The organism is Mycobacterium paragordonae (assembly GCF_003614435.1).
Lineage (GTDB): Bacteria > Actinomycetota > Actinomycetes > Mycobacteriales > Mycobacteriaceae > Mycobacterium > Mycobacterium paragordonae.
Genome location: NZ_CP025546.1, coordinates 3955609 through 3976971, shown reverse-complemented (window position 1 = coordinate 3976971; position 21363 = coordinate 3955609). Strand labels below are relative to the sequence as shown.

At 69.9% G+C, this 21363-nt stretch carries 17 protein-coding genes; 15 read left to right on the top strand and 2 right to left on the bottom strand.

Going from position 1 to position 21363, the window contains the following annotated elements; translation table 11 throughout:
* Positions 1-216: 216 nt before the first annotated feature.
* Positions 217-1110: a mycobacterial-type methylenetetrahydrofolate reductase gene (locus tag C0J29_RS18105; RefSeq protein ID WP_065161519.1), complete on the top strand. Its 894-nt coding sequence runs from the start codon at positions 217-219 to the stop codon at positions 1108-1110.
* Positions 1111-1159: 49 nt separating this feature from the next.
* Here C0J29_RS18105 and lppM read toward each other — a convergent pair whose 3' ends face one another.
* Both lppM and C0J29_RS18095 read right to left on the bottom strand, forming a co-directional pair.
* Positions 1160-1807 (bottom strand): lipoprotein LppM, encoded by a 648-nt coding sequence (gene lppM / locus C0J29_RS18100; RefSeq protein ID WP_120794806.1) that lies wholly within the window; start codon positions 1805-1807, stop codon positions 1160-1162.
* Between the two features lie 119 nt (positions 1808-1926).
* Positions 1927-2526 carry a GNAT family N-acetyltransferase gene (locus C0J29_RS18095; RefSeq protein ID WP_065045087.1) on the bottom strand — a complete coding sequence of 200 codons (600 nt, stop codon included), beginning with the start codon at positions 2524-2526 and terminating at the stop codon, positions 1927-1929.
* Between the two features lie 281 nt (positions 2527-2807).
* Between C0J29_RS18095 and C0J29_RS18090 the strand changes: the two genes are divergently transcribed.
* From C0J29_RS18090 to C0J29_RS18025, 14 genes are all read left to right on the top strand, one after another.
* Positions 2808-3212, top strand: a complete 405-nt coding sequence (locus C0J29_RS18090) for a DUF3040 domain-containing protein (protein WP_065045088.1) — start codon at positions 2808-2810, stop codon at positions 3210-3212.
* A 400-nt stretch (positions 3213-3612) separates the two neighbouring features.
* Entirely contained in the window at positions 3613-4044 is a 432-nt protein-coding gene (mraZ, locus tag C0J29_RS18085) for a division/cell wall cluster transcriptional repressor MraZ (protein WP_065045089.1), read from the top strand.
* A gap of 1 nt (position 4045) precedes the next feature.
* Positions 4046-5200: a 16S rRNA (cytosine(1402)-N(4))-methyltransferase RsmH gene (gene rsmH, locus C0J29_RS18080; protein ID WP_120793123.1), complete on the top strand. Its 1155-nt coding sequence runs from the start codon at positions 4046-4048 to the stop codon at positions 5198-5200.
* Positions 5197-6453: a cell division protein FtsL gene (gene ftsL, locus C0J29_RS18075; RefSeq protein ID WP_120793122.1), complete on the top strand. Its 1257-nt coding sequence runs from the start codon at positions 5197-5199 to the stop codon at positions 6451-6453. Before rsmH ends, ftsL begins: the two co-directional genes overlap by 4 nt.
* Positions 6450-8471 (top strand): peptidoglycan D,D-transpeptidase FtsI family protein, encoded by a 2022-nt coding sequence (locus tag C0J29_RS18070; protein WP_120793121.1) that lies wholly within the window; start codon positions 6450-6452, stop codon positions 8469-8471. Before ftsL ends, C0J29_RS18070 begins: the two co-directional genes overlap by 4 nt.
* Before the next feature lie 133 nt (positions 8472-8604).
* A complete protein-coding gene (locus tag C0J29_RS18065) occupies positions 8605-10248 on the top strand; it encodes a PE family protein (protein WP_120793120.1) in 1644 nt (547 codons plus the stop codon).
* Between the two features lie 167 nt (positions 10249-10415).
* A complete protein-coding gene (locus tag C0J29_RS18060; RefSeq protein WP_120794805.1) occupies positions 10416-11936 on the top strand; it encodes a UDP-N-acetylmuramoyl-L-alanyl-D-glutamate--2,6-diaminopimelate ligase in 1521 nt (506 codons plus the stop codon).
* The gene (locus tag C0J29_RS18055) at positions 11933-13453 is read left to right on the top strand and encodes a UDP-N-acetylmuramoyl-tripeptide--D-alanyl-D-alanine ligase (RefSeq protein WP_120793119.1); all 1521 of its coding nucleotides are present in this window, start codon (positions 11933-11935) and stop codon (positions 13451-13453) included. Before C0J29_RS18060 ends, C0J29_RS18055 begins: the two co-directional genes overlap by 4 nt.
* Complete coding sequence (mraY, locus tag C0J29_RS18050) at positions 13450-14529, top strand: phospho-N-acetylmuramoyl-pentapeptide-transferase (protein ID WP_120793118.1); 1080 nt, start codon at positions 13450-13452, stop codon at positions 14527-14529. Before C0J29_RS18055 ends, mraY begins: the two co-directional genes overlap by 4 nt.
* A gap of 1 nt (position 14530) precedes the next feature.
* Positions 14531-15976, top strand: a complete 1446-nt coding sequence (murD, locus tag C0J29_RS18045) for a UDP-N-acetylmuramoyl-L-alanine--D-glutamate ligase (protein ID WP_120793117.1) — start codon at positions 14531-14533, stop codon at positions 15974-15976.
* Between the two features lie 5 nt (positions 15977-15981).
* Complete coding sequence (gene ftsW, locus C0J29_RS18040; RefSeq protein ID WP_065047793.1) at positions 15982-17547, top strand: putative lipid II flippase FtsW; 1566 nt, start codon at positions 15982-15984, stop codon at positions 17545-17547.
* A complete protein-coding gene (gene murG, locus C0J29_RS18035) occupies positions 17544-18722 on the top strand; it encodes an undecaprenyldiphospho-muramoylpentapeptide beta-N-acetylglucosaminyltransferase (protein ID WP_065047791.1) in 1179 nt (392 codons plus the stop codon). Before ftsW ends, murG begins: the two co-directional genes overlap by 4 nt.
* Positions 18719-20173, top strand: coding sequence for a UDP-N-acetylmuramate--L-alanine ligase (gene murC / locus C0J29_RS18030; RefSeq protein ID WP_065164033.1), 1455 nt, complete (start codon positions 18719-18721; stop codon positions 20171-20173). The genes murG and murC overlap by 4 nt, the downstream gene beginning before the upstream one ends.
* 41 nt (positions 20174-20214) lie before the next feature.
* Positions 20215-21177 carry a cell division protein FtsQ/DivIB gene (locus C0J29_RS18025; RefSeq protein WP_120794804.1) on the top strand — a complete coding sequence of 321 codons (963 nt, stop codon included), beginning with the start codon at positions 20215-20217 and terminating at the stop codon, positions 21175-21177.
* Positions 21178-21363: the final 186 nt, after the last annotated feature.

The window sequence follows — 21363 nt, the reverse complement described above, 5'->3', positions numbered from 1 at the left end:
CCGATGCTTCCAGGCTCACCGGAGGTGCCCCTTTCTGCTCGGCGTGCTTCTGGCCCGACAGTGTATGCCGCCCGGATGCCGGTGGCCCGCCGGCAGCCCCCAGCGCTGAGGTGGCCGCCCCATATGCGCTGAGGTGGCCGCACCGGCCGCCCCTATGCTGTCGTGGTGGCCCGGCACGGGGAGTCGGGGGACTCGTTGGAGGAAGAGAGGAGCCGAGTGACGCTCAACACCATCGCGCTGGAGCTGGTGCCGCCGAACGTCGACGGGGGTCGGGAGAAGGCGGCAGAAGACGCGCAGAAAGTGGTGCGGTACTCGGCAGAGTCGGGCCTCGACGGCCGCATCCGGCACGTCATGATCCCCGGCATGATCGCCGAGGACGACGACCGCCCGGTGCCGATGAAGCCCAAGATGGACGTCCTGGACTTCTGGTCGATCATCAGGCCACAGCTTCCCGGGATGCGCGGCCTGTGCACTCAGGTCACCGCTTTCATGGACGAAGCATCCCTGGGCAAGCGCCTGGCCGAGCTGACCGACGCCGGCATGGAGGGAGTGGTGTTCGTCGGCGTGCCGCGCACCATGAACGACGGCGAGGGCTCCGGCGTCGCGCCGACCGACGCGCTGTCGATCTACCGCGACGCGGTGACCAACCGCGGAGTGATCGTGATCCCCACCCGGGACGGGGAACAGGGCCGACTCAACTTCAAATGCAACCAGGGCGCCACTTACGGCATGACCCAGTTGCTGTATTCCGACGCGATCGTCGGCTTCTTGACCGACTTCGCCCGGGAAACCGATCACCGGCCGGAAATCCTGCTGTCATTCGGTTTCGTGCCCAAGATGGAGACCCGCGTCGGCCTGATCAACTGGCTGATTCAGGACCCCGGCAACGAAGCGGTGACCGGCGAGCAGGAGTTCGTCAAGCAGTTGGCCGGCAGCGAACCCGAGCAGAAGCGCCGGATGCTGGTGGACCTGTACAAACGGGTGGTCGACGGGGTGGCCGAACTCGGTTTTCCGCTCAGCATCCACTTCGAGGCCACCTACGGCGTTTCCGGTCCCGCGTTCGAGACGTTCGCCGAAATGCTTTCCTACTGGGCGCCCGACCGGGCTTAGCCAATGTCGCGACCCGCAGCGACCGGCTACGCCGCTCTTGCGATCGCGATTAAATGGAACTCGTCTTATCGCCCGAGGCGGTGAACCGGGGTGAGCGGTCCCGGCTGATCCAGGCCAGCAACGCCACCACGCCGGCTGCCGCGAACGAGGCGATGCCGAGCCAGATGCCCGCGCCGGTGAACGACCGGGTGTTGGGATCGGTGTAGCGGGCCTGCGCGGTCATAGTGCTGACCACGCCTGGCTTCAGCTTCCACTGCACCACTTCGGGTTCGATGCGGTCGCCGTTGGTCGAGGTGACGGTGCCGGGGAAGGCGACGGTCAACTCGACGTCGGCCTCGGCGTCGGTCAGCGAGGTCAGGTCGGCCCGGCCTTCCAGGATCACCAGGTTGCCGTTGCGGCGCAGTGACAGGTTCACCCCGGCGGCGTCGGGATTCATGTGGGCCAGCTGCGGCAACTCGGCGAACGTCAGATCGGAGAAGACGGCCTGGGATCCGACGTAGCCGTCGCTGTCGTAGTTGGAGACGGCAACCTTCTGGCTGAACGGCAGGTTCGTATCGAGCTGCGGCCCGGTGTCCTTGTTGTTCTTCGGTTTTGCGGCGGCGATGATCTCGCCGGACACCTGATCGTCGGGCGAGATCGTCAGAGACGCGCGCACGCGCAGGCAGCCGGTGGCCAGCGGCACCAACATCAGCAGCATCACAATGGCCAGCACGCGGCGCCGCCGGGCAGTAAATCCGCGGGCTGGAAGCGGGGGAGAGCTGGCTCGCACCAGGTCATCGTGCCAGACCCGGTGCCCCGCATGGGCGAGCCGCCCGGTTACAGGGGCAGAGCGCGGCCCAGAATCGCGAAAGGCCGCGGATCTCCGGCGAAGTAGTAGCTGCGGATCACGTCGGTGAAACCCAACCGCCGGTAGAGGCGCCAGGCGCGGTTGGCCTCGCCGTTGTTCTCCGGAGTGGACAGCAGAACGTTGTTCTCGTCGCGGCCCGCGAGCAAGCGCCGGGCCAGCGCCTCGCCGAGGCCACGCCCCTGAGCGCGGGGGTGGATGTGCAGCTCGGTCAGTTCGAAGTAACTGTTCATCAGCCGATCGATCGCCTGCGGCGGAAAACCGCTGCGTTGCAGTCCCAGGACGACCTGCTGTTGCCACCACTGACCGGGTGCTCCGGGATAGCCGTAGGCGATGCCGACGAGTGGCGCGGAACGCAGCTCGGTCTCCGAACCGGCGGTGGCCGCGTCGTCGGCGACCTCGACGGCCGCGACCGCCTTCCACCCCCGCCGCCGGGTGTGCTCCAGCCACATGCCGGCCCGCTGGCTCTCCGTGCCTCTGGGATAACGCATCGCATCGACATAGACACTCAGAGCGTCGCCGAGGCGGCGCTCCATCTCCTTGGCCGGCAAATCGATGAGGAATGTCGCCAACGTGCGGTGTCCTTTTCATCGTCTGCGGATGAGCTGTGGGTGGTTCCAGTATCGGACGCACCGTTCGGGAAGCCACGACTGGGCGCGGGACGGCCAGGCGACCGGTTGCATCATCCTCGTGCTGTGGCCGATCACGTCACACTGTCGCAGCCGGGATAGAATCGCCTGCGAACCAGTGGTACGGCGCAGATTGACCTCGTATCATTGTGGTTAATTGCTCTAACAAGGGCAGGCGCGTGCTACCGGTGGTTACGTGACAGTGTGTCGGCAAGGAGGGACGAATGCCACTCTCCGATCATGAGCAGCGAATGCTCGATCAGATCGAGAGCGCTCTCTATGCCGAGGATCCCAAGTTCGCGTCAAGTGTGCGCGGCGGGGGTTTCCGGGCGCCGACCGCGCGCCGCCGTCTGCAGGGCATGGCGTTGTTCGTCGTGGGACTGGGCATGCTGGTTTCCGGGGTGGCGTTCAAGGCCACGATGATCGGCAGCTTTCCGATCCTCAGTGTGTTCGGCTTCATCGTGATGTTCGGCGGCGTGGTGTACGCGGTCACCGGTCGGCGGTTGTCCGGCAGGCCGGACCACGGGGGACCGGCGGCCGGTTCATCGCGGCAGCGTCGCTCAAAGGGAGCGGGTGGCTCGTTCACCAGTCGCATGGAGGACAGGTTCCGGCGCCGCTTCGACGAGTAGTCGACGCGACAGCGTCGTAACGGGGTAGCCCAACGGCTGCCCCGTTTTTGTTTGTTCGTTTTGTTTGTGCGATGGGCAGTTGCCACGGTGGCAGACCTGGCCGCGCCGACACGCCATCCACGCCGGGTGAAGCCATCTCGTGCCCCACTTGTAGCGCAGTTGTGTCCATTCCTCCCCACCGCGCCCCACCCTGGCCCCACGGCGCCGAATATGGCTTCTGGCATGGCTTTTCACTCACCACCGTGGTTCCCACAGGACCCCCCTGGGCACCGTCCACCGGTGCCGTGGTGGGGAAACGCCACACCGGGACGCGCGGAGGGGGCATTTATGGGGCGAAGTGGGGGGTTGTGGGGTATGGTGGCCGAAGTGTTTGGGTGAGAAGCAAGTTGGAGGTGCCGCAGTGTTTCTCGGCACCTACACGCCCAAGCTCGACGACAAGGGGCGGCTCACGCTGCCGGCCAAATTTCGCGACGCTCTGGCAGGGGGGTTGATGGTCACCAAGAGCCAGGACCACAGCCTCGCCGTCTACCCGCGGGCGGAGTTCGAGCAGTTGGCGCGCCGGGCGAGCAAGGCGCCCCGGAGCAACCCGGAGGCGCGGGCGTTCCTGCGCAACCTCGCCGCCGGCACCGACGAGCAGCACCCCGACGGACAGGGCCGCATCACGCTCTCGTCCGACCACCGCCGCTACGCCGGCCTGACCAAGGATTGCGTGGTGATCGGCGCTGTCGACTACCTCGAGATCTGGGATGCGCAGGCCTGGAACGACTATCAGCAAATGCATGAAGAGAACTTCTCCGCGGCCAGCGATGAAGCACTCGGCGACATCTTCTGAGGTGCATGCCTGTGCACCGTGGTCTCTGCCCGAACCGACCCTGGCGTACTTCCCCAACGCCAGGTGCGTCTCGGACAGGGGCCTCGGTGCACGGGTGTCACGGCAACCAGGCCTGGATGGCCGCAGCGCGGGAGGTGTCGTGGTGCCTCAACCCGGTTCCGGCGCAGGTGATTTCGGACATGTCCCGGTTCTCGCCCAGCGGTGTGTCGAGCTGCTTACCCCGGCGCTGACCCGCAGCCACCCCGATGGCACCGGAGCCGTCCTGGTCGACGCCACACTCGGTGCGGGCGGGCATGCGGAGCTGTTTCTGACCGAACTGCCGGGACTGCGCGTGATCGGACTCGACCGCGACCCGAGCGCGCTGCAGATTGCCCGCGGCCGGCTCGCCCCCTTCGCCGACCGGATCACCCTGGTGCACACCCGCTATGACGGCATCGTCAACGCATTGACCGAATCAGGTTATGACACAGTGGAATCCGTTGACGGGGTGCTGTTCGACCTTGGGGTCTCGTCGATGCAGCTGGACCGTGCCGAGCGGGGTTTCGCCTACGCCAAAGACGCGCCGCTGGACATGCGGATGGACCCGTCGTCGTCGCTGACCGCGGCCGACATCGTCAACACCTACAGCGAAGCTGAGCTGGCTGACATCCTGCACCGCTACGGCGAGGAGCGGTTCGCCCGACGCATCGCCGCACAGCTCGTCCGCCGCCGCGCCCGTACCCCGTTCACCACGACGGCCGAACTGGTGGCCCTGCTGTACGAAGCGATACCGGCTCCGGCCCGGCGCACCGGCGGGCACCCGGCCAAACGCACCTTCCAAGCGCTGCGCGTGGCCGTCAACGACGAACTGGAGTCGCTGCGCAATGCCGTTCCCGCCGCGCTGGACGCGCTCGCGGTAGCCGGCCGCATCGTGGTGATGGCCTATCAATCGCTGGAGGATCGAATCGTCAAGCGACTGTTCGCCGATGCGACGGCTTCCCGCACACCGCCGGGGCTGCCAATGGAACTTCCCGGCCATGGCCCGCTGTTCCGGTCGCTGACCCATGGAGCGGAAAAAGCGGACGCGGCCGAGGTGGAACGCAACCCGCGCAGTGCCCCGGTCCGATTGCGGGCGCTGCAACGAATTGAGCACGCGAGGGGGAAGGCACAGGCATGAGCACAAAGCGCGAGGCGACGAAACGCCGCGAGAGCGAGCGCCGCGGGCGACGCACCGGTGCCGCCCGTCCCGGCGCCATGGACGCACCTTCGCGCCGCGGTCGGGGACGCTCCGGGAAGCCGGCGGCGCCCAGTCGTGAGGCGCGCGCTCCGCGGTCGGGTCCGCAGACCAGCCCGATGACCCGACCGGTCGACCGGCCGGCCCGCGCCAAGAACACCAGCCAGGCCAAGGCCCGGGCAAAGGCGCGGAAAGCCAAAGCGCCCAAAGTTATTCGGCCCAAGCTCACCGAGCGGCTGGCCACCCGGATCAGTCAGATCGATCTGCGGCCGCACACCCTGCTGAGCAGGATTCCGTTTGTCGTGCTGGTCATCGGGGCGCTCGGCGTCGGCCTGGGACTGACCCTCTGGTTGTCCACCGATGCTGCCGAGCGTTCCTACAAATTGAGCGATGCCCGCGAGCGGACCCGCATGCTGCAACAGCAGAAGGAGGCGCTCGAACGCGACGTGCGGGAAGCGGAGTCCGCGCCGGCGCTGGCCGAGGCGGCCCGCAAGCAGGGCATGATCCCCACCAGGGACACCGCCCACCTGGTCCAGGCGCCCGACGGCAACTGGGTGGTGGTCGGCACGCCGAAACCCGCTGACGGTGTCCAGCCGCCGCCGCTGAATGCCAAGCTGCCCGACGAAGCGCCGCCGGCGCCGCCGAAGCCGGCCGTGACTCCGCCGGAGGTGGCCGTGCGGGTACTTCCGCCCACGGGTGACCCGGCGCAGCCGGGCCGCGGAGGCCCGCAGGTGCTCCTGCGTGGGCCCGACGGTTCGGCGACGCTGAACCCCGGCCTGCAGGCCACGCTGCCGGGTCAGGTCCCGACGGTGCCGGGTCAGGTGCCGGCTGTGCCTGGTCAGGTCCCGACGGTTCCCGGGCAGGTCCCGACGGTGCCGGGTCAGGTGCCGACGCCGGCCGGTCAGCTCCCGACGGTTCCCGGGCAGGTCCCGACGGTGCCGGGTCAGCTCCCGACGGTGCCCGGTCAGGTGCCGACCGCGCCGGGTCAACTGGACGTGCACGGGCCGTTGTTGTCCTTCCCCGACCAGGTGCCGACCCAGCTGCCTCCGCCCCTGCCGCCGGCGGCGACCGCGCCCAATCCCTTGCGCGATGCCCCCCCGGCTCCAGGTTTATCGGCGCCACTGCCACCTAACACCGAACAATCCGTTCCCGTCGCACCCCCCGCGGCACCGGCGGCCCCAGGGATACCGCGATGAGTCGCGGCGAGCCGAGGCGCGAGCGCGGTCCCCGTCGGCCGCGTGAAGACCAGGGGCCGGCCAAGGGCCGCCGCGCCCGGTCCGCCACCGACGCGTCGGGCTCCAAGCGAATCCGGAAACCCAAGGAGACCAACAAGTCCCGTGCCACCGCACGACCCGAGACGGGACACGCGGCGACGCAGCGGCGCACCCGGCAGGTGATGGAAGTGACCAGCCGCGGTGCGTCCTTCGTCTTCCGTCACCGGGCCGGCAACGCGGTGATCCTCGTGCTGATGCTGGTGGCCGTCACGCAGCTGTTCTACCTGCAGGTGTCCAACGCCTCACAACTCAACGCGCAGGCGGCAAGCCAGCTCAAGGTCACCGACGTCGAACGGGCCGTGCGCGGGTCCATCATCGACCGCCACAACGACCGGCTCGCGTTCACCATCGAGGCGCGCGCATTGACCTTCCAGCCCAAGCGGATTCGCCAGCAGCTCGAGGACGCCAAGAAGAAGATCCCGAGCGCCCCGGACCCGGACCAGCGGCTCAAGGACATGGCCAAGGACGTCGCGGGCAAGCTGAACAACAAGCCCGACGCGGCGACCCTGCTCAAGAAGTTGCAGAGCAACGAAACGTTCGTCTATCTGGCACGCAACGTCGAACCTGCTGTTGCCCATGCGATTTCGGCCAAATATCCCGAGGTCGGTTCGGAACGCCAGGACCTCCGGCAGTACCCGGGCGGTTCGTTGGCGGCCAACATCGTCGGCGGCATCGACTGGGACGGCCACGGGCTGCTGGGCCTCGAGGACTCCCTGGACGCCATGCTGGCCGGCACCGACGGTTCGGTGACCTACGACCGCGGTTCCGACGGTGTCGTCATCCCCGGCAGTTACCGCAACCGCCACAAGGCCGTGCACGGTTCCACCATCCAGCTGACTCTCGACGACGACATCCAGTTCTACGTCCAGCAGCAGGTGCAGCAGGCCAAGAACGTGTCGGGAGCCCACACCGTCTCCGCGGTGGTGCTCGACGCCAAGACCGGCGAAGTGCTGGCCATGGCCAACGACAACACCTTTGACCCGTCGCAGGACATCGGGCGTCAGGGCGAGCGGCAACTGGGCAACCTGCCGGTGTCCTCACCCTTCGAACCCGGCTCGGTCAACAAGATCATCACCGCGTCCTCGGTCATCGAATACGGCCTGTCCAACCCCGACGAGGTGCTGCAGGTGCCCGGGACGATCTCCATGGGCGGTGTCACCGTGCACGACGCGTGGGACCACGGCGTGATGCCGTACACCACCACCGGCGTCTTCGGAAAGTCCTCCAACGTCGGCACCCTGATGCTGGCGCAGCGGGTGGGCCCGGAGCGCTTCTACGACATGGTCCGCAAGTTCGGACTGGGCCAGCGCACCGGCGTCGGACTGCCCGGTGAAAGCGCCGGCCTGGTGCCACCGATCGACCAGTGGTCGGGCAGTACCTTCTCCAATCTCCCAATCGGACAAGGTGTTTCGATGACCCTGCTGCAGATGGCGGGCATGTACCAGGCCATCGCCAACGACGGGGTGCGGATCCCGCCGCGGATCCTCAAGGCCACCGTCGCGGCCGACGGCTCACGCACCGAAGAGCCGCGTCCGGAAGGCGTGCGGGTCGTATCGGCGCAGACCGCCCAGACCGTGCGCCAGATGCTGCGGGCAGTCGTGCAGCAGGACCCGATGGGCTACCAGCAGGGCACCGGGCCGGCGGCCGCGGTGCCGGGCTACCAGATGGCCGGCAAGACCGGCACCGCCCAGCAGATCAACCCCGGCTGCGGCTGCTACTTCGACGACGTCTACTGGATTACCTTCGCCGGCATGGCCACCGTCGACAATCCCCGCTACGTCATCGGGATCATGATGGACAACCCGCAACGCAACGCCGACGGCACGCCGGGGCACTCCGCGGCGCCGTTGTTCCACAACATCGCGGGCTGGCTGATGCAGCGGGAGAACGTGCCGCTGTCGCCCGATCCCGGACCGCCGCTGACGCTGCAGGCGATGTAGCGACCGAGCCGCCCAAACGCTTCGCTGAAAGTATGCTGAAAGTATTACGACCTTTCGGCGAATGTCCGCACGAATTCTCCTGAACTCTGCATAATTGCAGCCGCTTACCCGTGGCCGAGGCAGGAGACGTTTGATGTCGTTTGTAAATGTTGTTCCGGAAGCGCTGGGAACAGCTACGCAGCAGGTGGCTCGCATCGGTACCACGCTGAACAGCGCGAATGCGGCTGCCGCGGCCTCGACCACCCAGGTGCTCGCGGCCGGCGCTGACGAGATATCGGCGGCCGTCACCGCGCTATTCAGCAATTATGGCGCCCAATATCAGTCACTGAGCGCGGCCGCCGCGGAGTTTCATCAGAGTTTCCTCCAGACGCTGAATGCGGCCGGCGGCGCGTACGCGGCGGCCGACGCCGCCGGCGCCTCGCCGCTGCAGGCACTGGAAGTCGGTGTCCTGAGCGTGGTGAACGCGCCCACCCAGGCGTTGCTGGGGCGTCCGTTGATCGGTAACGGCGCCAACGGGACGGCGGCGAGCCCTAATGGCGGTGCGGGCGGGCTGCTGATCGGCAACGGGGGCAACGGCTTCAGCTTCACCAGCGGGGCCACTGCGCAGAATGGCGGCAGCGGTGGTGCTGCGGGATTGATCGGCAACGGCGGAGCGGGGGGTACCGGCTACCTGGGTGGGTCCGGCGGGGGCGGCGGCAACGGCGGGTGGCTGATCGGCAGCGGCGGTAGCGGCGGTGCTGCGGGAGCGGTCAACCTCCTGGGTGCCATTGGCGGGACCGGTGGGGCCGGCGGCAACGCGACTTTGATCGGATGGGGCGGCAACGGCGGGGCGGGTGGGGACTCCGCCACTGGAACTGGTGGGGTCGGCGGCGCGGGAGGGACCGGCGGAAGGCTCATAGCCGTTGGTGGCGCCGGCGGAACAGGCGGTTTCGGTGGCACCGGCGGTGCTGGCGGCGCCGGCGGAGGCGCCAGCGGGCTGCTCTTCAGCGTGGGCGGAGCCGGCGGCGTCGGTGGGGCGGGCACGGCAGGGGGCGGTGGCGGTGGAGCGGGCGGCGCCGGTGGTGGTTACTTCTTCGGTCTCGGCGGAGCTGGAGGAGCCGGTGGCGCGGCCTCTTCGGCTGCCGGCGTCGGCGGGGCAGGGGGCGACGGCGGCGTGTCCGGCGTGCTGCTCGGCTACGCCCAAGGCGGTGCCAGTGGAATGGGCGGCTTCGGCGCCGCCGGGGGCGGTGCCGCCGGCGCGGGCGGCACCGGCGCTGCGGTCCTGGGTGTGGGCGTCGGCGGTGCCGGCAGCCTCGGTGGTAGCGCGAACATGGGTGGCGCCGGTGGCGCGGGCGGCGTCGGTGGCATCGGCGCCGCGGTCGCAGGTTTCGGTGTCGGCGGCTTGGGCGGCGGGGGCGGCTTCAGTGTCGCCGGGACGGGCGGCGCCGGCGGGGCGGGCGGCCAGGGCCTCCTCCTCGCCGGCCTGGGCGCCGGAGGTCTCGGTGGTGCGGGTGGCAACAGCCTCGCTGCAGCCGGCGGCCACGGCGGCGCGGGTGGCAACTCGGGCGGCCTGTTGACCGTTGGACTAGGCGGGAACGGCGGCAACGCCGGCCAAGGCGTCGGACCGTCCGCCGGCGGCAACGGCGGCAACGTCGGGGCAATCTCCCAGGGCGCTTTCGTCCAGACGTTCTTCGGCAACGGCGGCAACGGAGGCAACGGCAACAACGGCGGCGCCGGCGGCACCGGTGGCACCGGCGGGTTGTTGCTCGGTGCTAGCGGGGTGGACGGGGTCCCGTAGCTCCGGAGCGCGCACCGATCCGTGGTCGGGGCTCACCGCGAGAGTGAAGCCGTTCCCGCCCGGGCGCGGCTCTGCATGGTGAACGGGTGCCGCTGGGTAGGGTGTCAAGGCCGAGCGATCTCTGGAATATCCGCGGCCGGACGGAGGTGGTGCCCGTGGCGGAGTCGATGCCCACCGGGTTACGGCCTCGCACCATCGTCGGCGTCCCGCTGACTGTGCTGGCCGCGCAGATCGGAGCGACGTGCACCGGCGACGTGTCGGTGACCGGCGTGACATTGCGGGCTCAGGACGTGCAGCCCGGTGACCTGTTCGCCGCTCTGCCGGGCGCCACCACGCACGGCGCGCGCTATGCCGGCGACGCCATCGGGCGCGGTGCCGTGGCGGTGCTCACCGACGCCGACGGGGTCGCCGCGATGGGTGCGCACGCGACGACGGTGCCGGTGCTGGTGCATCCGGCGCCGCGCAGCGTGCTCGGCGGGCTGGCCGCGACCGTGTACGGCCGCCCGTCGGACCGGGTCACCGTCGTCGGCATCACCGGCACCTCGGGCAAGACCACCACGACATACCTGGTCGAAGCGGGTCTGCGGGCCGGCGGTCGGGTCGCGGGTCTGGTCGGCACCATCGGTATCCGCATCGACGGCGTCGACATACCCAGCGCGCTGACTACGCCGGAGGCCCCCGCGTTGCAGGCGCTGTTCGCAGCCATGGCCGAGCGCGGCGTCGACACCGTCGTGATGGAGGTGTCCAGTCACGCGCTGGCTTTGGGCCGGGTGGACGGCACCGAGTTCGCCGTCGGCGGATTCACCAATCTGTCGCGCGACCACCTCGACTTCCACCCGACCATGGCCGACTACTTCGAGGCCAAGGCCCTGTTGTTCGACCCCGCCTCGGCCCTGCGTGCCCACCGGGTCGTGGTGTGCGTCGACGACGAGGCCGGTCGTGCGATGGCGGAGCGGGCGGGTGACGCGATCACCGTCAGCGTCACCGGGGAGCCGGCGCACTGGCGCGCCTATGACGTCACGCCCAGCGGTCCGGCCGGTCAGGAATTCACCGCCGTCGATCCCGCCGGCGCCGAGCACCGCGTCGGCATCAATCTGCCGGGTCACTACAACATCGCGAATTGCCTTGTGGCTCTGGCAATTCTGAATGAGGTCGGAGTTTCGCCCGCGCAAGCGGCGACGGGCCTGCGGGAGACCCGGGTGCCGGGGCGGCTCGAGCAGGTCGACCGCGGCCAGGGCTTCCTCGCGCTGGTCGACTACGCGCACAAGCCGGGTGCGCTGCGCGCGGTGCTCACCACCCTGGTGCAGCCGGGGCGCCGCCTGGCGGTGGTGTTCGGCGCCGGCGGTGACCGCGACCCGGGCAAGCGGGCACCGATGGGCGCGGTGGCCGCCGAACTCGCCGACCTCGTCGTCGTCACCGACGACAACCCGCGCAGCGAGGATCCCGCCGCCATCCGCAGCGAAATCCTGGCGGGCGCAAAGGAAGCCGGCTCACGAGCCGAGCTGGTCGAGATCGCCGACCGGCAACAGGCGATCCGCCACGCGGTCGGCTGGGCCGGCCCCGGGGACGTGGTGCTGATCGCCGGCAAGGGCCATGAGACCGGTCAGCGCAGCGCCGACGAGGTGCGTCCGTTCGATGACCGGGTGGAACTGGCCGCGGCTCTCGAGGCTTTGGGAGGTCGAGCGTGATCGACCTGACCGTGGCCCAGATCGCCGACATCGTCGGCGGCACCCTGGCCGACATCACCCCGCAGCAGGCGGCAGCCACCCGCGTCACCGGTTCGGTGGAATTCGACTCGCGCGCCATCGGCCCGGGCGGACTGTTCCTGGCCCTGCCCGGCGCCCGCGTCGACGGGCACGACCACGCCGTATCGGCGGTGGCCGCCGGTGCGGTGGCGGTGCTGGCCGCCCGGCCGGTCGGCGTACCCGCGATCGTCGTCAAACCGCAAGCGGCACAGGACGATCGGGCCTCGGTACTCGAGCACGACGCCGACGGCTCGGGTGCCGCGGTACTGGCCGCGCTGGCCAAGCTGGCCAAGGCGGTGGCCGCCGAACTCGCGGCCGGAGGGCTGACGATCATCGGGATCACCGGGTCGTCGGGCAAGACGTCCACCAAGGACCTGGTGGCCGCGGTGCTGCGGCCGCTGGGCGAGGTGATCGCGCCGCCGGGTTCGTTCAACAACGAACTGGGTCATCCCTGGACGGTGCTGCGGGCAACGCGGGACACCGATTTCCTGATTCTGGAGATGTCGGCGCGCCACCCCGGCAATATCGCCGCGCTGGCCGACATCGCGACGCCGTCGATCGGTGTCGTGCTCAACGTCGGCACCGCCCACCTGGGCGAGTTCGGCTCCCGGGAGATCATCGCCCAGGCCAAATCCGAACTGCCGCAATCTGTTCCGCCATCCGGTGTAGTCATCCTGAACGCCGACGATCCGATGGTGGCCGCGATGGCCGACGTGACCGCGGCCCGGGTGGTCCGGGTGAGTCGCAATGAAAGATCTGAGAATTCCGGAGGCGACGTGTGGGCCGGTCCGGTGTCACTCGACGAGGTGGCCAGGCCGCAGTTCACCCTGCACGCCGGCCCCGCCGAAGCCGACGTCCACCTTGCCGTCTACGGCGACCATCAGGTCAGCAACGCGCTGTGCGCGGCCGCCGTGGGCCTCGAGTGCGGGGCGAGCGTCGAACAGGTCGCGGCGGCGCTGGCGGCGGCGGGCCCGGTGTCGCGTCACCGCATGCACGTGAGCACCCGCGCCGACGGTGTCACCGTCATCGACGACGCCTACAACGCCAACCCCGACTCGATGCGGGCCGGTCTGCAGGCCCTCGCCTGGATCGCGCACGGTGACGAACATCCGCGGCGCAGCTGGGCGGTGCTGGGGGAGATGGCCGAGCTCGGCGAGGATGCAATAACCGAGCACGACCGCATCGGCCGGCTGGCGGTGCGATTAGATGTGTCTCGACTCGTTGTCGTGGGAACCGGGAGGTCGATGAGCGCCATGCACCAGGGTGCGGTGATGGAGGGCTCGTGGGGGGAGGAGGTCGTCAACGTAGTCGACGCGACCGCCGCCCTCTCCCTGTTGCGTGATGAGCTGCGACCCGGAGACGTGGTCTTGGTCAAGGCGTCCAACTCGGCCGGGTTGGGGGCGCTGGCCGACGCGCTGATCGCAGACGATGCCGGCCGCAAGGGAGCGGCGCGCCCGTGAGGCAGATCCTGATCGCCGTCGCCATCGCGGTGACCGTGTCCATCCTGCTGACCCCGGCGCTCATCCGGCTGTTCACCCGGCAGGGATTCGGTCACCAGATCCGCGAGGACGGCCCACCCAGCCACCACACCAAGCGGGGCACGCCCTCGATGGGCGGGGTGGCGATCCTGGCCGGTATCTGGGCCGGCTACCTGGGCACCCACCTGTTCGGGCTGGCCTTCGACGGCGAGGGGATCTCGGCGACGGGTCTGTGCGTGCTGGGCCTGGCCACCGCCCTCGGCGGGGTCGGGTTCATCGACGACCTGATCAAGATCCGCCGGTCACGCAACCTGGGCTTGAACAAGACGGCCAAGACGGTCGGGCAGATCACCGCCGCGGTGCTGTTCGCCGTGCTGGTGCTGCAGTTCCGCAACAACGCCGGCCTGACACCGGGCAGCGCGGATCTGTCCTACGTACGTGAGATCGCTACCGTCACCTTCGCCCCGGGGCTCTTCGTGTTGTTCTGCGTGGTGGTGGTCAGCGCCTGGTCGAACGCGGTGAACTTCACCGACGGGCTGGACGGCCTGGCCGCCGGCTGCATGGCGATGGTCACCGGCGCCTATGTCCTGATCACCTTCTGGCAGTACCGCAACGCCTGCGTCACCGCGCCCGGCCTGGGCTGCTACAACGTGCGCGACCCGCTGGACCTGGCGCTGATCGCGGCCGCCACCGCCGGCGCCTGCATCGGGTTCCTGTGGTGGAACGCCGCGCCCGCCAAGATCTTCATGGGCGACACCGGGTCGCTGGCATTGGGCGGCATCATCGCCGGACTGTCGGTGACCAGCCGCACCGAGATCCTCGCCGTCGTGCTGGGAGCGTTGTTCGTCGCCGAAGTCACCTCCGTGGTGTTGCAGATCCTGGCCTTCCGGACCACCGGGCGCCGGGTATTCCGGATGGCGCCCTTCCATCACCATTTCGAGCTCGGCGGCTGGGCGGAAACCACGGTGATAATCCGGTTCTGGCTGCTCACCGCGATCAGCTGCGGCCTGGGCGTCGCCCTGTTCTACGGCGAGTGGCTGTCCACGATCGGTGCCTGACGTGCTGGATCCGTTGGCGCCTGGTGCGCCCGTCCTGATCGCCGGCGCCCGGGTGACCGGCCGCGCGGTGCTGGCCACGCTGGCCCGGTTCGGGGCCGAGCCGACGCTGTGCGACGACGACCCGGCGATGCTGGCCCCACACGCCGCGGCGGGCGTCGGGACCGCCGACCCCGTAACCGCCATTGCGCAGATCGACCGGTACGCGCTGGTGGTCACCAGCCCCGGTTTCCAGCCGGACACCCCGGTGCTGGCGGCGGCCGCCGCGGCCGGAGTGCCGATCTGGGGCGATGTGGAGCTGGCCTGGCGACTGGACGCGGCCGGCCATTTCGGGCCACCGCGACGGTGGCTGGTGGTGACCGGCACGAACGGCAAGACCACCACCACCTCGATGCTGCACGACATGCTGATCGCCGGGGGACTGCGCAGCAAGCTGTGCGGGAACATCGGTGACCCGGTGCTCGACGTGCTGGACCAGCCGTCCGACGTGCTGGCGGTGGAACTGTCCAGCTTCCAGTTGTTTTGGGCGCCCTCGCTGCGGCCCGAGGCGGGGGTGGTGCTCAACATCGCCGAAGACCACCTGGACTGGCACCACACCATGGCCGACTACACCGCCGCCAAGGCCCGGGTGCTGACCGGCCGCGTCGCGGTCGTCGGCCTGGACGACAGCCGGGCGGCGGCGCTGCTGGACATCGCCCCGGCAGCCGTCCGCGTGGGCTTCCGGCTCGGTGAACCCGCGCCCGGCGAGCTCGGCGTGCGCGACGGGCAGCTGGTCGACCGGGCGTTCGCCGCGGACCTGCCGCTGCTGCCGGTCACGTCGATACCGGTGCCGGGCCCGGTCGGAGTGCTCAACACGCTGGCCGCCGCGGCGCTGGCGCGTGCGGTTGACGTGGCGCCCGAGGCGATCGCCACCGCCATCGCGGCGTTCCGGCTGGGGCGGCACCGCTGTGAGGTCGTGACCGTCGCCGACGGCATCACCTATGTCGACGACTCCAAAGCCACCAATCCGCACGCCGCCCAGGCATCGGTGCTGGCCTATCCCCGGGTCGTGTGGCTGGCCGGCGGCCTGCTCAAGGGCGCATCCCTGGACGCCGAGCTGGCCCGCATCGCGTCCCACCTGGTCGGGGCCGTACTTTTCGGGCGGGATCGTGCCGAGGTTGCCGAGGCGTTATCACGACACGCGCCCGATGTCCCCGTCGTACAGGTTGTTACAGGCGAGGATGTTGGGATGGATGCGGCTGGTGTGGTTTCTGTTACTGATGTGACACAAGTGAATAACGGGGATATCGGCGCTCGGGTGATGACCGCGGCCGTTGCCGCCGCCCGTGACCTGGCCAAACCCGGAGATACGGTGCTGCTCGCGCCGGCCGGCGCATCGTTTGACCAATTCACCGGTTATGCCGCACGGGGTGACGCCTTCGCGGCCGCCGTCCGCGCCGCGGTCCGGTAGGCGGTGTGGGTATCGCAGTGACCCGGCTGTTCCGCCGGGACAAGGGGGAGACGTCCGACGCCGCGGAGGTGACGGACAAGGCCGACCAGCCTGACGCTGCCGCCCCCGGCGAGAAGGCCGCCGCGCCCAAGGCCGAGCCGGGCGGGCCGCGCACCGCGTTCGGTGCCTGGTTGGGCCGGCCGATGACCTCGTTTCACCTCATCGTCGCCGTCACCGCGCTGCTGACGTCGCTCGGCCTGATCATGGTGCTGTCGGCGTCCGGCGTGCACTCCTACGACAACGACGGATCGGCCTGGACCATCTTCGGCAAGCAGGTGCTCTGGACTATCGTCGGGCTCGTCGCCTGCTACGCGGGATTGCGCATGTCGATCCGGTTCATCCGGCGCATTGCCTTCACCAGCTACGCAGTCACGATCATCCTGCTGGTCCTGGTGCTCATCCCGGGTATCGGCAACCTGGCCAACGGGTCTCGCAAGTGGTTCGTCATCGCGGGTTTCTCCATGCAGCCCTCCGAGCTGGCCAAGATCGCGTTCGCGATCTGGGGTGCCCACCTGCTGGCGGCCCGGCGCCTGGAGCGGGCCTCGCTGCGCGAGATGCTGATTCCGCTGGTGCCCGCCGCGCTCATCGCGCTGGGTCTGATCGTGGCCCAGCCCGACCTCGGACAGACCGTGTCGCTCGGCATCATCCTGCTGGGCCTGCTCTGGTACGCCGGACTGCCGCTGCGGGTGTTCGTCAGCTCGCTCGGCGCGGTGTTCGCCGCCGGTGCGGTGCTGGCGATGTCCGCCGGCTACCGCTCCGACCGGGTGCGGTCCTGGCTGGACCCCGAAGACGACCCGATGGACACCGGGTACCAGGCGCGGCAGGCCAAGTACGCGCTCGCCCACGGCGGCATCTTCGGCGACGGCCTGGGGCAGGGCGTGGCCAAGTGGAACTATCTGCCCAACGCCCACAACGACTTCATCTTCGCCATCATCGGCGAGGAGCTGGGCCTTGTCGGCGCGGTGGGCCTGCTGGGGCTGTTCGGGTTGTTCGCCTACACCGGCATGCGCATCGCGCGCCGCTCCGCCGATCCGTTCCTGCGGCTGCTCACCGCCACCACCACGCTGTGGGTGCTCGGACAGGCCTTCATCAACATCGGCTATGTGATCGGTCTGCTGCCCGTCACCGGCCTGCAGCTGCCACTGATATCGGCTGGCGGAACCTCAACGGCAGCAACACTTTTCATGATCGGGATCATGGCCAACGCGGCCCGGCACGAACCCGAAGCGGTGGCCGCGCTACGCGCCGGACGCGACGACAAGGTGAACCGGCTGTTGCGGCTGCCGCTGCCGGAGCCCTACGTGCCCAGCCGAATCGAAACGTTCCGGGACAGGAAGCGCCCGCAGCCGGCACCCAAGCCGCCGTCGGCCCGCCGGGCCGCCGGCCCTCCGCAGAAGCCGCAGCCGCGCACGAGTCGGCGGTCTGCGGGAAGCGGCCACGGGCGCGACAGGCATCATAGATCTGGCCAGCAACACGCCGGCCGGCGCCAGACACGGCGCGTAGGTGCATTGGAAGGTCAGCGTTACGGGTGAACGACAAGGTCACGGAGTCGACCGGCGGGCCAGGGGACAGTCCTCTGCCCGCCGGTGGTGCGTTCTCGGTCGTGCTCGCCGGCGGCGGGACCGCCGGCCATGTTGAGCCCGCGATGGCCGTGGCCGACGCGCTGACCGCCCTGGACCCCGGGATCAGGATCACCGCCCTGGGCACCGCCCGCGGTTTGGAGACCCGGCTGGTACCCGAGCGCGGGTACCACCTCGAGCTGATCACCCCGGTGCCGCTGCCGCGCAAACCCAGCGGCGACCTGGCCCGGCTGCCACCACGGGTCTGGCGCGCCGTCCGGGAGACCCGGGCGGTGCTCGACAGCGTCGCCGCCGACGTCGTCATCGGTTTCGGCGGTTACGTGGCACTTCCCGCCTACCTGGCCTCCCGCGGCAGGCCAGGCCGCCGCCGCGTCCCGGTGGTGATCCACGAGGCCAACGCCCGCGCCGGCCTGGCCAACCGGGTGGGCGCCCGGACCGCCGACCGGATTCTGTCCGCGGTGCCCGATTCGGGGCTGCGGCGCGCCGAGGTGGTGGGAGTGCCGGTACGGGCGGCGATCACGACCCTGGACCGCGGCGCCCTGCGCGCGCAGGCGCGGGCCCACTTCGGATTCGCCGACGACGCGCGCGTCCTGCTGGTGTTCGGCGGATCCCAGGGCGCGGTGTCGCTGAACCGGGCCGTCTCCGCCGCGGCCGCCGATCTGGCCGCCGCCGGAGTGTCCGTGCTGCACGCGCACGGACCCAAGAACACCCTCGAACTGCGCACGCCCGGTCCCGGCGACCCGCCGTATGTGGCGGTGCCCTACCTGGACCGGATGGACCTGGCCTATTCCGCCGCCGACATGGTGATCTGCCGCTCCGGCGCGATGACGGTGGCCGAGGTCTCGGCCGTCGGGCTGCCCGCCATCTACGTGCCGCTGCCGATCGGCAACGGTGAGCAGCGGCTCAACGCGCTGCCGGTGGTCAACGCCGGAGGCGGCATGATCGTCGCCGACGCCGCGCTGACACCGGACCTGGTGGCCCGCGAAGTGTCGGGCCTGCTCAACGACGCGCCCCGACTCGCGGCGATGACGGCGGCGGCAACCCTGGTCGGGCACCGCGACGCCGCGCAGCAGGTGGCCCGGGCGGCGCTGGATGTCGCCCGGCAGACGCGGGGAGCGCGCCGGTGACCGCCGAACAGCTGCCGCCGGAGCTGCAACGCGTGCACATGGTCGGCATCGGTGGTGCCGGCATGTCGGGCATCGCCCGCATCCTGCTGGACCGCGGCGGGATGGTGTCGGGCTCCGACGCCAAGGAGTCGCGCGGCGTGCACGCGCTGCAGGCGCGCGGCGCGCTGATCCGCATCGGGCACGACGCGTCGTCGCTGGATCTGCTGCCCGGCGGGGTCACCGCCGTCATCACCACGCACGCCGCCATCCCGAAAACCAATCCGGAGCTGGTCGAGGCGCGCCGCCGCGGCATCCCCGTGGTGTTGCGACCGGTGGTGCTGGCCAAGCTGATGGCCGGGCGCACCACCTTGATGGTCACCGGCACGCACGGCAAGACGACGACGACGTCGATGCTGATCGTCGCGCTGCAGCACTGCGGGCGCGACCCGTCGTTCGCGGTCGGCGGCGAGCTGGGCGAAGCGGGCACCAACGCCCACCACGGCAGCGGCGATCTGTTCGTCGCCGAAGCCGACGAGAGCGACGGCACGCTGCTGGAGTACACGCCAAACGTCGCGGTGGTCACCAACATCGAGTCGGACCACCTGGATTTCTACGGCAGCACGGACGCCTACGTCGGGGTCTTCGACTCGTTCGTCGAGCGGCTGGCACCCGGCGGTGCGCTGGTGGCGTGCACCGACGACCCTGGCGCGGCCGCGCTGGCTCAACGCACCGCCGAGCTGGGCATCCGGGTGCTGCGCTACGGGTCGGGAGACGAATCGCTCGCCGCCCGATTGTTGTCCTGGGAACAACACGGCACCGAAGCCGTTGCCCACGTCCAGCTGGCCGGGGAGTCTCAGCAGCGGGTGATGCGGCTGTCGGTGCCGGGACGCCACATGGCGCTCAACGCGCTGGCTGCGCTGCTCGCGGCGGTGGAGATCGGTGCTCCGGTCGACGAGGTGCTGGACGGGTTGGCGACCTTCGAAGGGGTGCGGCGCCGTTTCGAACTGGTCGGCACCGCCAATGCGGTGCGGGTGTTCGATGACTACGCCCATCACCCGACCGAAATCGGCGCCACCCTGGCGGCGGTCCGTTCCGTCGTCCAGCAGAGCGGCAGCGGCCGTTCGCTGGTCGTGTTCCAGCCCCATTTGTATTCGCGGACAAAGGCATTCGCGCAGGAATTCGGGCAGGCCCTGGACGGCGCCGACGAGGTGTTCGTGCTGGACGTCTACGGCGCGCGCGAACAACCGCTGGCCGGCATCAGCGGCGCCACCGTCGCCGAGCATGTCAGCGTCCCGGTGCGCTACCTCCCGGATTTCTCGGCGGTGGCTGATGAGGTGGCCGCCGCGGCGGCGCCGGGCGATGTCATCGTCACCATGGGCGCCGGCGACGTGACATTGCTGGGACCCGAAATCATCACCGCGCTGCGGGCGCGGGCCAACCGCAACGCACCCGGTCGGGGAGTGCCGCAGTGAGCGGACCCGACCCCGACGCACCTGGGGCTCGGCCCACCGACCTGGCGGGTGAGGTTTCCGACGCCGCCGGCGCCGGGGAGGCGGCGACTGAGCCGATCAACCCGCCCGCCCCAGAAGCCCCGGCCAGTCCGGCCGGCCCGGACGCGCCGGAGTCCCCGGACGCCCCCGAAGCCCCTGACGAGGAGGACTTCGAAGGTCCGCGCCGCCGTGCCCGGCGGGAACGCGCCGAGCGCCGGGCCGCCCAGGCCCGGGCCACCGCCATTGAGGAGGCGCGTCGCGAGGCCAAACGGCGCGCCAAGGGGGCCGTGCTGCCCGAGCCGAAACCCGTTGCGCGCGGGGTCGTTCGGGGTTTGAAGATGCTGCTGGCCACGGTGCTGCTGGTGGTGGTCGGCGTGGGGCTCGGCCTGATCCTCTACTTCACCCCGGCGATGTCGGCACGCAGCATCGTGGTCACCGGCACCGGCGTGGTGACCCGGGAGGAAGTGCTCGACGCGGCGCAGGTACGGATCGGGACGCCGCTGCTGCAGATCAATACGAATCAGGTCGCCGACCGGGTTGCCGCGATTCGGCGGGTGGCCAGCGCCCGGGTGCAACGGCAGTACCCGTCGGCGTTGCGCATCACCATCGTCGAGCGGATCCCGGTGGTGGTGAAGGACTTTCCGGACGGACCGCACCTCTTCGACCGCGACGGCGTGGACTTCGCGACCGACCCGCCGCCGCCCGCGGTGCCCTATATCGACGTCGAGAACCCGGGTCCCACCGATCCGGCCACGCTGGCCGCGTTGAAGGTGCTCAGCACGCTGCGTCCTGAGGTCGCGGGGGAGGTGGGGCGGATCGCGGCGCCCTCGGTGTCCTCGATCACCCTCACCCTGACCGACGGCCGGGTGGTGATCTGGGGCACCACCGACCGCGCGGCGGAGAAGGCCGAGAAGCTGGCAGCGCTGTTGACCCAGCCCGGACGGACTTATGACGTGTCCAGCCCGGACCTGCCGACCGTCAAGTAGCTTGACCCACCGCGGCGAGTGTGCGGCTGCCCGCACGTTCGACGCCGAGTGTGCGGCCAGCGTCACACTCGGCGCAAAGAAAAATGCCTGCGGCGCGTCGGCGCGCCTGCACGGCTAGTGCCCGTCGTACCCATACGGTTCTGGTTACGCGGAACTACTTGACATAACTCTAACTCTATGGTTGAG

Bases quoted from the DNA above. Each gene is read 5' to 3' on its own strand.
- C0J29_RS18065 (WP_120793120.1), top strand. From the start codon at position 8,605: ATGTCGTTTGTAAATGTTGTTCCGGAAGCGCTGGGAACAGCTACGCAG.
- lppM (WP_120794806.1), bottom strand. From the start codon at position 1,807: ATGCTGCTGATGTTGGTGCCGCTGGCCACCGGCTGCCTGCGCGTGCGC.
- C0J29_RS18070 (WP_120793121.1), top strand. From the start codon at position 6,450: ATGAGTCGCGGCGAGCCGAGGCGCGAGCGCGGTCCCCGTCGGCCGCGT.
- ftsL (WP_120793122.1), top strand. From the start codon at position 5,197: ATGAGCACAAAGCGCGAGGCGACGAAACGCCGCGAGAGCGAGCGCCGC.
- C0J29_RS18090 (WP_065045088.1), top strand. From the start codon at position 2,808: ATGCCACTCTCCGATCATGAGCAGCGAATGCTCGATCAGATCGAGAGC.
- C0J29_RS18060 (WP_120794805.1), top strand. From the start codon at position 10,416: ATGCCCACCGGGTTACGGCCTCGCACCATCGTCGGCGTCCCGCTGACT.